10 protein-coding genes and 2 pseudogenes are annotated in these 12,279 nt (G+C 64.0%); 2 read left to right on the plus strand and 10 right to left on the minus strand.

Features of this window, described 5'->3' with window-relative positions; all coding sequences use genetic code 11:
• Positions 1–24 precede the first annotated feature (24 nt).
• From ACQB61_RS02605 to ACQB61_RS02630, 6 genes are all read right to left on the minus strand, one after another.
• Positions 25–993: an ABC transporter permease gene (locus tag ACQB61_RS02605; RefSeq protein WP_430511374.1), complete on the minus strand. Its 969-nt coding sequence runs from the start codon at positions 991–993 to the stop codon at positions 25–27.
• Positions 993–2,351 carry an ABC transporter substrate-binding protein gene (locus tag ACQB61_RS02610; protein ID WP_430511375.1) on the minus strand — a complete coding sequence of 453 codons (1,359 nt, stop codon included), beginning with the start codon at positions 2,349–2,351 and terminating at the stop codon, positions 993–995. Before ACQB61_RS02610 ends, ACQB61_RS02605 begins: the two co-directional genes overlap by 1 nt.
• On the minus strand, positions 2,327–2,512 hold the full coding sequence (locus ACQB61_RS02615) for a hypothetical protein (RefSeq protein ID WP_430511376.1): 186 nt from the start codon (positions 2,510–2,512) through the stop codon (positions 2,327–2,329). Before ACQB61_RS02615 ends, ACQB61_RS02610 begins: the two co-directional genes overlap by 25 nt.
• Before the next feature lie 160 nt (positions 2,513–2,672).
• Entirely contained in the window at positions 2,673–3,761 is a 1,089-nt protein-coding gene (locus ACQB61_RS02620) for a substrate-binding domain-containing protein (protein WP_430514267.1), read from the minus strand.
• 39 nt (positions 3,762–3,800) lie between these two features.
• Positions 3,801–4,823: an ABC transporter permease gene (locus tag ACQB61_RS02625; protein WP_430511377.1), complete on the minus strand. Its 1,023-nt coding sequence runs from the start codon at positions 4,821–4,823 to the stop codon at positions 3,801–3,803.
• Positions 4,824–4,831: 8 nt separating this feature from the next.
• Complete coding sequence (locus ACQB61_RS02630; protein ID WP_430511378.1) at positions 4,832–6,325, minus strand: sugar ABC transporter ATP-binding protein; 1,494 nt, start codon at positions 6,323–6,325, stop codon at positions 4,832–4,834.
• A gap of 203 nt (positions 6,326–6,528) precedes the next feature.
• Between ACQB61_RS02630 and ACQB61_RS02635 the strand changes: the two are divergent.
• Together ACQB61_RS02635 and ACQB61_RS02640 are read left to right on the plus strand one after the other, a co-directional pair.
• Positions 6,529–7,062, plus strand: a pseudogene (locus ACQB61_RS02635) (LacI family DNA-binding transcriptional regulator); the annotation flags it as partial.
• A gap of 116 nt (positions 7,063–7,178) precedes the next feature.
• On the plus strand, positions 7,179–7,541 hold the full coding sequence (locus ACQB61_RS02640) for a substrate-binding domain-containing protein (protein ID WP_430514268.1): 363 nt from the start codon (positions 7,179–7,181) through the stop codon (positions 7,539–7,541).
• A 272-nt stretch (positions 7,542–7,813) separates the two neighbouring features.
• Here ACQB61_RS02640 and gndA read toward each other — a convergent pair.
• The 4 genes and pseudogenes from gndA to ACQB61_RS02660 form a co-directional block, all read right to left on the minus strand.
• A pseudogene (gene gndA, locus ACQB61_RS02645) lies at positions 7,814–9,219 on the minus strand (NADP-dependent phosphogluconate dehydrogenase).
• The gene (locus ACQB61_RS02650) at positions 9,216–10,106 is read right to left on the minus strand and encodes an SMP-30/gluconolactonase/LRE family protein (protein WP_430511379.1); all 891 of its coding nucleotides are present in this window, start codon (positions 10,104–10,106) and stop codon (positions 9,216–9,218) included. Before ACQB61_RS02650 ends, gndA begins: the two are co-directional and overlap by 4 nt.
• A 179-nt stretch (positions 10,107–10,285) precedes the next feature.
• Entirely contained in the window at positions 10,286–11,317 is a 1,032-nt protein-coding gene (locus ACQB61_RS02655; RefSeq protein WP_430511380.1) for an L-idonate 5-dehydrogenase, read from the minus strand.
• Between the two features lie 11 nt (positions 11,318–11,328).
• Positions 11,329–12,276 carry a 2-hydroxyacid dehydrogenase gene (locus tag ACQB61_RS02660; RefSeq protein ID WP_430511381.1) on the minus strand — a complete coding sequence of 316 codons (948 nt, stop codon included), beginning with the start codon at positions 12,274–12,276 and terminating at the stop codon, positions 11,329–11,331.
• Positions 12,277–12,279 lie beyond the last annotated feature (3 nt).

Raw genomic sequence — 12,279 nt, forward strand, 5'->3', positions numbered from 1 at the left:
GCAGCGGCACTGCGGAGATATCCATCAGGCAGCCCTCCGGGGATCAATCCGCTGGATGATCAGATCCAGCAGCGTGTTGAGCAGCACGAAGCCAAGGCCCAGAACGAGCGCCGTGCCCTGCACCATGGGAATGTCGCGGCCGAAGATGGCATGGACCAGCGCATGGCCGATGCCGGGCCAGCCGAAGATGCTTTCCACGATGACGACGCCTTCGACCAGCGTCACGAACTGCATGCCGAGGAAGGCAAGCACTGGCGCGCCTATGTTGCGCAGTCCGTGGCGCAGCAGGATCTGACTGTCGCTGAGGCCCTTGGTTCTGGCGAACTGGTAGAAGGGAGCCTTGGCAACGCCAGCCATCACGTCCCGCGTCACACGGGCGGAAAAGGCGGCAAGACCGAGGGCGAGGGTGAGCGCAGGCAGGATGAAATGCACCGGCTTGCCGTAGCCGGCGGCAGGCAGCCAGCCCAGCTGCACGGCAAAGAGCAGGATCAGCACCAGAGCCAGCAGGAACTGCGGCAGGGCGCGGATGCCGGCTGACATCGTCAGCAGCACCCGGTCCAGCATCCCGCCCGGCTTCAGTCCCGCGAGAATGCCAAGCGGCGGGCCCATGAACAGGGACAGCACGATGGCAGCACCCGCCAGCTGCACGCTGGCGCCCAGCTGGTGTCGGATTTCCTGCCACACCGGCTCGCCGGAGATGAGCGACTTGCCGAGGTCAAAGCTGGCCAGATCCCGCATCCAGATGAGGAACGCGGCAACAGGGCCGCGGTCAAGCCCCAGTTCCTGGCGCACGGCATCGGCGGCGGCGGCGCTCACCATGTCATAGCCATAGCGCCCTGCGGCAATGCGGTAAGCCATGTCGCCGGGAAGGCTCTGCATCATCAGGAAGGTGAGAATGCCGACAAGCAGTGCCACCAGCACCGCCTGCGCAGCCCGCATGGCAAGGCCGCCAGAGAGGCGGCCCGCACGCGTTGCAAGTGAAGGGTAGGACATCAGTTCTTCCAGCTCGCATCCTTCAGGCCGAGCTTGCGCTCATAAGGATCAAGGATCGCGCCCTGCAGCTTGCCGGAGATGGCGGCATTCTGCTGGTACCAGGCGATGGGCAGCACCGGCAGCTCTTCCTGCAGGATGGCCGTTGCAGTGGCGAACTGCTCAGCACTGCCACCGTTGCGGCCGATGGACTTCAGCAGATCCGCGATTTCGGTGTTCTGCCAGTTCATCGCGCCCCATTCGCCATTGGGAGCATAGTCCTGCAACAGGGTGCCGATCGGGTTTGGCACCAGCGCAAAGTTGCGGGCCAGCAGTGCAAGCTCCAGCGAACCGTCATTGTGACGGGCCGGGATTTCCGAGGAATTGGTGGCGTTGATGGTCAGCTCGATACCCACGTCCTGTAACTGCTGCTGCAATACGGCGGCTACCAGCGGCAGCTCGGGCCGGTCCGGATAGGTCAGCAGTTCCAGCGTGAAGCGTTCGCCATCCTTTTCGAGAATGCCATCGGCGCCTGGCGTCCAGCCAAGCTCTGTGAGCAAGGCTGCCGCAGCTTCGGGGTCATAGGTCAGCGGTTCAAGGGCCGCATTGTGCCAGTCGCCCACGGATGGCGGGAATAGCTGGGTGGCTCCGGCCTGATAGCGCAGCACGGCGATGGCAAGGCCTTCCCGGTCGATGGCCAGGCTCAGCGCCTTGCGGGCTTCCACCGTGTTCAGCTTCGGGTTGGCCGCGTTGACCTTGACCAGAAGCGAGCGGGGGATTGGCACGGAGCGCACGTCCAGCCCCTCCGTTCCCTTCAGCCGGGCAACGGAGGCCGGATCAAGGTTCAGCGCATAGTCGGCATCGCCGCTCTCGGCCATCAGCGCCCGGGTCTCCGCGCGGCTGACGGCGCTGTAGGTGGCCTTGCCGATCTTGGCCGGGCTGCCCCAATACTGGTCGAAACGGTCCGCTTCCATTTTGCCCGGAGCTTGCAGCAGCGTGACCTTGTAGGCACCCGATCCAATAACGGAGGTGGCCATGCCATCGGCACCATAGGAGGCCGGGGCAAGGATCTGTGAGCGGTATTCAGCGAGGAAGGCGGGCAGGGCGGCGAAGGGTTCCTTCAGCTTTACCACCAGGTCTTCGCCGTCCGCTTCGATGGCTGCAACCGGCGCACGCTGCAAGAGGCCCGGCTTGGCGCGGGCGATGTTGAGCGCATTGGCCGCTGCTGCCGCATTCACCGGGGTGCCGTCATGGAACTGCGCGCCCGCACGGATCTTGAACCGCCAGACAAGGCCGTCGCTTTCCACGGCCCAGCTTGTCGCAAGTCCCGGTGTCAGCCGCCCGTCCTGATCCGTGTTCACCAGAGTTTCGGCCACGTCCATGGCGAGAAAGATGTTGCCGGAAAGAGAAGGGTCAGCCCCTTGATCTCGAAAGGGCCAGCCACGTCGATGCTGTCATCGGCAGCAAAGGCAGAGCCTGAAAGCAAGGTGCTGGAAAGGGCCATCGCCAGCGCGAAGGCCTTCAGATTGGAACGGTGACGCATCGCAGACCTCATCTGGCTTTGAAATTTGTTACGACATAACATAACAAATTTAGAGCGCAAGGCGTCCTTCGGGAAAAATTGTGCGCGGCAAAAACAAAGGCGCCGGTGGAGGGGACTCCACCGGCGCCTTTCATGTCAGAGGCGAGGCGCCTCCTGAGGCTTACTTCTTGCCCCAGATCTTGCCGTACTGTTCGCGGTAACCGTTGCCCGGATCGAAGATGTTCTTGTCACCACCATCGAAGGAGATGTTCTCCTTCGTCACAACATGCAGCGGCGAGGTGTAGCCGGACCACTCGGCGCCGTTCATGGCGCGGTTCAACTCGTCCACCAGCTGCCAGCCCTGCAGGTTCAGCGGCTCTGCAACGGTGACGGCCTGATACTGGCTGGAACGGATGCGCTGATAGGCGCTTTCCGAACCATCACCGGCTGCAACGGCCTTCGGGGCGCCATCGCCGGGGATGCCGGCTGCGGCAAGGCTCGGGCCCATGAAGTCGAAATAGATGTCGTTGATCGCCAGTGCGTGGGTCCAGCTTGCGCCGTATTTCTGCAGCAGGGCGGTGGTCAGCGTCGGCATGCGGGTGGAGGTGTCGGCAATCGGGGTGTCGACATATTCCAGTACCGTTCCGCCGAGGCCTTCGATCGTTTCCTTGATCTTGTCGGCCTTGGCGATGGCGATGGCATAGGTGGAGTCGGTGAAGATCACCACGCCCGGCTTGCCGCCTGCATCGGCAAAAGCCCACTTGGCCGCAGCCGCCGACACTTCCATGGCATCGGTCGAGACGTTGGCGAAAATGCCGTTTTCCGGATCCGGACCAATGACCGGGCTGGCATGCCAGCTGACCATCGGAATGCCCGCAGCCTTGGCCTGATCGAGGGCTGCCTTCTGTTCCACGGCGTCAAAGCCATTGATGATGATGCCATCCGGCTTGAGGGCAAGGGCCTGGCCGAAGGCTGCGGCGCGGCTCTGGATGGAGCCTGCACCGTCCAGAACGTTCACGTTCCAGCCGATCATGAAGGCTGCTTCCTGGATGCCGTTGGTGACGCCAAGGACGCCGCCGTTCTTCATGTCGGCTGCCAGAACCACGATGTTCTTACCTTCAGCGGCTGTGGGGCCGGATGTGGGGCCGTCCCATGTGGTCTTCTGGCCAGCGTATTTCTGCACGTCCGCCATCGCGTCGGATACGGCGTCGGCATGGGCTGCCAGCGTGGTGCCGGCCAGCAGTAAGGTTGCAGTCAAGAGACGTTTCAGCATGTCGTTTTCCTCCCGGTTGCTGAGTGTCATCACATGTCAGCGGGACTTTGCGCCTTTCTTGCGCTGGGCATAGCCCGCGATGCCGATGGCGATGAGCAGGGTGGTGCCGTTGAACAGCGGCTCGACCCAGAAGCTTCCGCCAAACTGCTGAATGCCTGAGATGCCCGCGGCGAGGATCATCACGCCGACAATTGTGCCCCAGACATTGACGCGGCCCGGCTTGATCGTCGTTGAGCCCAGGAAGGCGCCGACGAGGGCGGGCAGCAGGAATTCAAGACCCACCGACGCCTGACCGATGCGCAGCTTGGAGGCGAGCAGGATGCCCGCCAGTGCCGTCATCAGGCCGGAAGTGAGGAATGCGCCGATCACGAACTTGCGCGTCGGAATGCCGTTGAGTTCTGCCGAGCGCTGGTTGGCGCCGATGGCATAGAGGTAGCGGCCAACGGGCGTGTATTCGAGCACCACCCACATCACCAGGGTGATGGCCAGCACATAGAAGGCTGTGATGGGCAGGCCGAAGATGAAGGTGCCGTTGATGGCATAGAAGGCATCCGGCAACTGGCCCACCATCTGACGCCCGCCCGTGTGCCACAGAGCCAGCGCATAAAGGATGGTGCCCGTGCCGAGGGTGGCAATGAAGCTGTCAATGCGGGCAACTTCAACGAGGATGCCGTTGAGAATGCCCGTGGCAATGCCCAGCACCAGCACGATGCCGATGGCCACCGGCCAGGGCAGGCCATAGACCGTCTGCAGCGAGATGGCGAGGATATGCCACAGCACGATGCCGTAGCCGACGGTCAGGTCAATGCGCCCGGCCACCATGGGGATCATGGCCGCAAGCGACAGAAGCGCAATGATCGCCTTGTCCGACAGGATCGCCCGAAGGTTCAGCATGGTCGGGAAGGTGTTCGGCAAGAGGATCGAGAACAGGATGATGAGGCCGAACATGAGGATGACGAGCCCATATGTGGGCGCAAGGCGCAGGGCGCGGCCCATCAGGGAAAGTCCCTGGAGTTCATCCTTGGTCGGTTCGATGGCGTTGGATTCGATGGAGGGCATGAAGGGCCTCAGGCAGCTTCACCGGCCGATGCGGCCTGGATGAGGGATTCAGTGGACAGTTCGACGCCGCTCAGCTCCGCAACCGCCTGGCCGCGGGAGAAGACGATGGCGCGGTGGCATATGTTGGCGATTTCCTCGAAGTCGGTGGAGACCACGAGCACGCCCATGCCGCTGGCGAGAGCTTCGTAAAGCAGGTGATAGATCTCGGCCTTGGCGCCGACATCGACGCCGGCCGTCGGATCTTCGGTGATCAGCAGCCGCCGGCCGCTGTCCAGCCACCGGCCCACGATGACCTTTTGCTGGTTGCCGCCCGACAGCGCCTCGATGGGCAGCGTTGGATCATTGGGCGAAAGACCGACCCGGCGGCCAATCTCCGCGGCCATGTCCTCTTCCTTGCGCGGGCTCATCAGCGACAGCATGCCCCGTCCGGTCGCTGCCGGATTGACATAGGCGTTCTCGCGGATGGAAAGACCGGTGGCAACGCTTTCCGTTACCCGGTCACGGGCGACAAGGCCGATGCCCGAAGCCATGGCGGTGATTGGCGAGGCCAGATCCGGCGTGCGCCCATCCAGCACCACGGCGCCGGAATGTGGCATGACGCCGAAGAGCGCACGGCCGATATCCTCATGGCCGGCTCCGCGCAGGCCCGCAAGTCCCAGCAGTTCGCCGCGCTTGAGCTCGAAATCGACTGGCCCCACCTGCCGCGTGAGCAAGGCGCGGACCGTCAGGATGGCCGGGCCTTCCTGAACTTCGGGGCGGCTGATCTCGCGGGTCTTGCGGCCAACGATCAGGCTCACCAGCTCTTCCGGCGTGGTGTGGCCGATGGCGCGCAAGCCCGCCATCTGTCCGTCACGCAGCACAGCCACCCGGTCGGCGATGCGGAAAATCTCGTCCAGCCGGTGGCTGACATAGATCATGCCGACGCCGCGGGACTTAAGCGGGCGCAGCGCGTTGAACAGCCGCTCCACTTCGTCAGCCGGAAGGCTTGCCGTGGGCTCATCCAGAACCAGAAAGTCGCAATCAGCTGCCAGTGCACGGGCGATGGCGACGAGGGACTTTTGCGTGCGCGTCAGATTGGCGACGCGGGCGGTGGCGGAAAAATCCGCGTCGACCAGCTTCAGCGCTTCGGCAGCCATGGCTTCCGTGGCGCTCCAGTCGATCCGGCCGCGCTTGCGCACATAGCCGAGCGACAGCGCGATGTTTTCGGCCACGCTCATCCATTCGATGAGGCCGAGGTCCTGGTGGATGAAGGCAACCTTCTGACGGCCGCCCTTGCCCGCTTCGTGATGATAAGGCACGCCATCAATCGACACCGTTCCGGTGTCGGCCTTGTGGGTGCCGGACAGAACCTTGATAAGGGTTGACTTGCCCGCGCCGTTTTCGCCCAGAAGTGCGAGGATCTCTCCCCGCTCGACCTTCAGCGAAACTCCGCGCAGGGCCTGCGTGCCGCCAAATGACTTGACGATACGGTCAAAAAACAGACCATCATTAGCCGGTTGCATACCGGTATCTCCTCCCATGTCTCCGTCTCTGCTCTTGCGGCTGAGTTACCGGTAACGTTATGTAGCGTGTATCGGCCCAGATGGGTTGTCAAGCGCAAAGTTATCGATAACATGTTCTGCGTATGCAGCAGGCTGAAAGCATGATGGACCGGCGGAACAAGGCCAATATGGATGACATTGCCCGCGTGGCGGGCGTGTCGAAGATGACGGTGAGCCGCGTGCTGCGTGGTGGCAACGGATTCTCCGAGGAAACGCGCGGGAAAGTGCTCGCCGCGGCGGAGACGCTTGGCTATGTGCCCAACCGGCTGGCCGCTGCTTTCGGTTCGGATCAGGCCTCGACGCTGGTGGGCATGTGCGTTCCGCGTCTGAGTTCAAGCCTCTTCGGTCAGGTGCTGGACGGTGTGGACCGGGCGCTGACGCGGCTCGGCTATCAGCTGATGATCGGTGCCAGCAATCACGCGGTGGAACAGGAAGAGGACTGGGTGCGGCAGGTGGTCAGCTGGCGCCCGGCCGGGGTCATCCTCTCCGGCCGCCTGCACACGCCCGCGACCGTCGAGCTGCTGCGCCAGTCAGCCATGCCAGTGGTGGAAGTGTGGGAGCTGACGACAAGCCCCGTCGACATGGCGGTTGGCTTTTCCCATTTCGACTGCGGCATGGAAATGGGCCAGTTCCTGCTGCGCCGCGGGCGCCGCAAGGTTGGTTATGTCGGGGCGCTGGGCTTGTCGGATGTGATCAGTTCAGCCCGGCTCGATGGCTTCGAGGCGGCGCTTTCTGCCGGGGGTATCCGCTTGCAGCGAAGGAAGTCCTCATCGACAATCCGGGCTTCTATCGGGGTTTTTACGGGCTTGAGACACTGCTCGCCCGCCAGCCGGACCTTGATGCGGTTTATTTTCACAACGACGAAATGGCCATCGGTGGCCTCGCCTATTGCGAGGCGCGTGGCATCCGTGTGCCGGAGGATCTGGGCATCGCGGGTTGGGGCGGCATGGAAGCAGCCTCCGTTCTGCCGCGCCGCCTGACGACCACGGTTGTTCCCGCCACCGCCATCGGCAAATCCGCCGCCGAAGCCCTCGTCGCCCGCCTGCGCGGCGAGCCGGGGCAGGATATCACAGTTATACCAACGCGGCTGGTGCCGGGGAGACGGCGTAGGGGGCGCGTCTGCTTCAGCCTTGTGAAGGCTGCAGCCGCTGGGCCCTGCGTTGCTAAGAGGCACTGAGTCACCCCGGTCAAGCGCAGCGCGAGCCGGGGGCACTCGTTTGCAGAGAGAGAGGATTTTGTCTCATTCGGGGCGGCAATTGCCGGTCCGATGCATGCCTCTTTGCCGCGTTTCAGTCTCGCCGCTCTGGAAGCGAGTGGTTCCCGGATCTCCGCTGCGCTTCGTCCGGGATGACGCGGAATGTGGGGCGGGGCACTGCGGTCTGCCTCGGCCGCAGTCCACGTCAAACACTGCCCCATCCCTTAGAGGAGGGGCAGTGTTCAGTTTTGTCTTCAGGAAGCCGAGAGGCCCCAGGGGCCGTGGTGGGCGTCTTTGCCGTCGAGGCGGTCGAAGCCGTGGGCGCCGAAGAAGTCGCGCTGGGCCTGGATCATGTTGGCGGTGCCACGTGCCGTGCGCATCAGGTCGAACCAGGCAAGGCCCGAGGCCAGAGCCGGAACCGGCAGGCCGTTGAGCGCGCCGAGGGCGACGATCTTGCGCAGCGCCGGAAGCGCTGCCTCGATGCGGCTGGCAAAGTCCGGGGCCATGATCAGGTTGCGCGTGGCATCTTCCGTCAGGGCGCTGGCCATGTCGTTCAGCATGTCCGAGCGGATGATGCAGCCAGCACGCCACACGCGGGCGATTTCCGGCAGCGGCAAGTTCCAGCCGAAAGTGGCGGAGGCTGCGGTCATCATGGTGAAGCCCTGCGCATAGCACAGGATCTTGCCCGCGATGAGGGCCTGTTCCAGCTCGTCAGCGGAAGGTGCATCCGCCAGCTTCTGGGGGCTGCGCCATAGAGCGCTTCACCGGCCTTGCGCTCGTCCACGCGGGACGAAACGTTGCGCGCCATCACGGCAGCCTCGATCACCGGCACCGGAGCCCCCAGATGCTGGGCTTCGATGACGGTCCAGCGGCCCGTGCCCTTCTGCCCGGCAGCATCCAGAATGACGTCCAGCATCGGCTGGCCGGTCAGCGGATCGGTGGCGGCAGCCACTGCGCCGGAGATCTCCACCAGATAGGAGCGTAAGGTGCCTTCGTTCCACTTCTGGAAAATGGCGGCTGCATCAGCTGCACCAAGGCCCATGCCATCGCGCATGATGCCGTAGACTTCGGCGATCATCTGCATGTCGGCATATTCGATGCCGTTGTGCACGGCCTTGACGAAGTGGCCGGCGCCTGCTTCGCCCATCCAGGTGGCGCAAGGCGTGTCGCCGTGGCGGGCGGCAATGGCGGTAAGAACCGGCTTCACCCGCTCGAAATCAGCAGGGTTGCCGCCAGCCATGATCGACGGGCCATGACGCGCGCCTTCCTCGCCGCCCGACACGCCGATGCCCATGAAGCGGACGCCAAGGTCTGCGGCAGCACGGCGGTTGGTGTCGTGGAAGTTGGCGTTGCCTGCGTCAATGATCAGGTCGTCCTTGTCGAGCAGCGGAGCCAGGGCCTCGATCTGGTCATCCACAGCCTTGCCGGCCGGGACCATGAGGATGATGGCACGCGGCGGCTTGATGGCCGCGACCAGCTCCTTCAGGCTCTCGGTGGGAACCACGTTTGCGGCCAGATCGCCGGCTTCCGCATGGAAGCGGCGGGTCACGTCCGTGGTGCGGTTCCACACGGCAATGCGAAAGCCTTTTTCGGCGATGTTCAGCGCCAGTGCGGCACCCATCGTGCCAAGTCCGATGAGCCCGATCTCTGCCGAAGTCATGGCCATTGTAGTCCTTTCCGGTTCAGGATCACGGAGTAGACGCTTGTCGTCGCCGTGATGAAGAGCTGATGTTTCGCCCTGCCGCCGAAACAGAGGTTGGACACCAGTTCCGGCACAAGGATCTTGCCCATGAGGTGGCCCTCCGGGGCGATGCAGTGGACGCCGTCGGCAGCCGAGGACCACAGATTGCCGTCCTCGTCCACCCGGAATCCATCGGCACAGCCTGGCTGGATCGTGTGGAACACACGCCCCTCGCTGGGTCTGCCGTTCTTCATGGCATAGACCCGGATGTGCTGGGGATCGCTGCCGAACATGCGGCCGGTATCGGCAACATAGAGCAGACTCTCATCCGGGCTGAATGCCAGTCCATTGGGACAGGCCATATCATCGATCACTTTGTCAATGGTGCCGTCGGGGTCAACCCGGTAGACCGCGCAGGGCAGCTCCTGCTCGGACTTGAAGCCCTCGTAATTGGTCATGATCCCGTAATGGGGATCGGAGAACCAGATGGCGCCATCACGCGAGACGATGACATCATTGGGAGAATTCAGCCGCTTGCCCTCGAACCGGTCGGCGATCACGGTGATCGAGCCGTCCCATTCGGTGCGGGTGACGTGGCGCGTGCCGTGCTCGCAGGAGATCAGCCGCCCCTGCCGGTCACGGGTGTGGCCATTGGCATAGTTGGAAGGCGCTCGGTAGGTGGTCACCCCGTCCGGGGTCCAGCGCATGATGCGGTTGTTGGGGATGTCGGAGAACAGCAGATGCCCGGCGTCGCCGAACCAGACCGGGCCTTCCACCCAGTCAAAGCCGGTGGCGATCCGCTTCACCGGCGCATTGCCGAGCACGTAGGTCTGGAATGCGGGGTCAACAACCTCGAAGAACGACATGAAACCTCCCTGTCCCTGCGGGCCGCTGGTCCGGCCTGATTGCAGGTAGCGTTACCACCTGAGGCGTGGACGAGAAAGGCGTTTACGCGACGAGGCGGTCTGAGTTTGAGAAAGGCCGCGCCCGGTGGCCTTTGCGGGCCAGTAGAGTTGCCGGGCGCGGCAGTTGATTGCGGACAACGTCAGGAGAAGGAGATCTGGGCCTTCATGGCCTGGCTGCGGTCTGAGGCCAGCAGGAAGGCTTCCTCTGCCTTGTCGAGGCCGACCGTGTGGGTGATCAGCGGCTTCACGTCGATGAGGCCCTTCTGCATCAGGCTGACGCCCACGGCGAATTCCGGATGGAAGCGGAACGAGCCGCGCAGGTCCAGTTCCTTTGCCGTTATGGCCATCATCGGTACGCTCATGTCACCGCCAAGGCCAAGCTGCAGGATGATGCCACGCGGGCGCAGGGCTGCGATGCCGCCAGCCAGTGCAGGGGCAGCGCCCGAGCACTCGTAGAGCACGTCGAAATAGCCCTTGTCGGCGTTGTAGGCGGCCAGCGCATCCGGTTCGCTCGCCATGTTGATGGTGCGGTCTGCGCCTACCTTGCGGGCCAGCGCCAGCGTGAAGTCGGACAGGTCGGTCGCCACGATTTCCTGCGCACCGGCGCGGCGGGCGGCGAGGATCGACAGGATGCCGATGGGGCCGCAGCCGGTCACCAGCACGCGCTTGCCCAGCATGTCGCCTGCACGGCGGGTGGCATGCAGGGTCACGGCCAGGGGTTCTGCCATGGCGGCTTCGCCCGAAGTCAGGCCGGTTGCATCGACGCACTGGAACTGGTCAGCCACCAGCACCTCGCGGAAGGCGCCCTGGATGTGGGGGAAGGGCATGGCCGAGCCGTAGAAACGCATGTTGAGGCACTGGTTCGGCAGGCCCTCAAGGCAGTACTTGCAGCTGCGGCAGGGGCGGGACGGGGACACGGCCACAAGCTGGCCTTCGGTGTATCCGGTGACGCCGGGGCCAACGCTCTCCACATAGGCGGAGACTTCGTGGCCGAGAATCATCGGCTCGCGCAGGCGCACGGTGCCGAAGCCGCCGTGGTTGTAGTAGTGCAGGTCCGAGCCGCAGACGCCGCCGGTGGCAAGGCGCAGGCGCAGCTGGCCTTCGCCCGGGGTTTCCTCCGGGCGCTCTTCGACGCGAAGATCCTTGGCGGCATGAATGACGATGGCACGCATGGGTGTGATCCTTACAGAACCGGTGTCGGCAGGGGCTTGCCGGCGAAATGGGCGGTCAGGTTGTCGCGCACGAGCTGACCCATGGCCTTGCGGGTCTCGATAGTGCCCGAGGCATGGTGCGGCTGAAGCAGCACGTTTTCGAGCTTGAGGAAGCGCGGGTTGAGCTTCGGCTCGCCTTCGAACACGTCAAGCGCGGCCGAACCGAGCTTGCCGCTCTCCAGTGCATCCAGAAGCGCCTCTTCGTCAATGTTGGAGGCGCGGCTGATATTGATCAGCATGCCTTCCGGCCCCAGAGCCTCGATCACCTTCGGGCCGACGATGTGCCGCGTGGCAGCCGATGCGGCGAGGGTGACAAACAGGAAGTCGGAACGGGCAGCCAGTGCAACCGGGTCCTGAATGAACTCCCACTGCGAGGCGTAATCCTTGGCGGACACGTCCGAGTAAGCGATCTCCATGTCAAAACCAGCGAGGCGCTTGGCCACTTCGTAGCCGATGCGGCCAAGGCCCAGCACGCCAGCCTTGCGGCCCCAGACGCGGCGCTTCAGCGGATAAAGCCCCTTGGCAGCCCACGAGCCGTCCTTGACCCAGGTTTCCGCGCCGATCATGCCGCGCGACTGCACCAGCATCATGGCGACGCCAAGGTCGGCAACGTCATTGGTCAGCACGTCCGGCGTGTTGGTCACGCGGATGCCGCGGGCCTTGGCAGCGTTCAGATCCACTGCATCATAGCCGACGCCATAAACGCTGATGACTTCCAGGTTAGGGCAGGCTGCGATCATGTCAGCATTGGCCCCAAGCTCGCCGCGTGTGGCGATGCCGCGGATCTGCGGGCCCACTTCAGCAAGGAAAGCCGCCTTGTCCGCCGCCTCGAAATAGCGGTGCACGGTGAAGGCTTCATCAAGGGGGATCTGGTCCCACTCCGGGTACGGTCCGACCTGGAGGAGGTGGGGCTTGCTCATTCT

It is taken from the genome of Pannonibacter phragmitetus, from assembly GCF_050510895.1.
GTDB classification, from domain to species: domain Bacteria; phylum Pseudomonadota; class Alphaproteobacteria; order Rhizobiales; family Stappiaceae; genus Pannonibacter; species Pannonibacter phragmitetus_B.

Coding starts and splice junctions, on each gene's coding strand:
- ACQB61_RS02630 (WP_430511378.1), bottom strand. CDS start 6,325: ATGCAACCGGCTAATGATGGTCTGTTTTTTGACCGTATCGTCAAGTCA.
- ACQB61_RS02625 (WP_430511377.1), bottom strand. CDS start 4,823: ATGCCCTCCATCGAATCCAACGCCATCGAACCGACCAAGGATGAACTC.
- ACQB61_RS02650 (WP_430511379.1), bottom strand. CDS start 10,106: ATGTCGTTCTTCGAGGTTGTTGACCCCGCATTCCAGACCTACGTGCTC.
- ACQB61_RS02615 (WP_430511376.1), bottom strand. CDS start 2,512: ATGCGTCACCGTTCCAATCTGAAGGCCTTCGCGCTGGCGATGGCCCTT.
- ACQB61_RS02660 (WP_430511381.1), bottom strand. CDS start 12,276: ATGAGCAAGCCCCACCTCCTCCAGGTCGGACCGTACCCGGAGTGGGAC.
- ACQB61_RS02605 (WP_430511374.1), bottom strand. CDS start 993: ATGTCCTACCCTTCACTTGCAACGCGTGCGGGCCGCCTCTCTGGCGGC.
- ACQB61_RS02655 (WP_430511380.1), bottom strand. CDS start 11,317: ATGCGTGCCATCGTCATTCATGCCGCCAAGGATCTTCGCGTCGAAGAG.
- ACQB61_RS02610 (WP_430511375.1), bottom strand. CDS start 2,351: ATGGACGTGGCCGAAACTCTGGTGAACACGGATCAGGACGGGCGGCTG.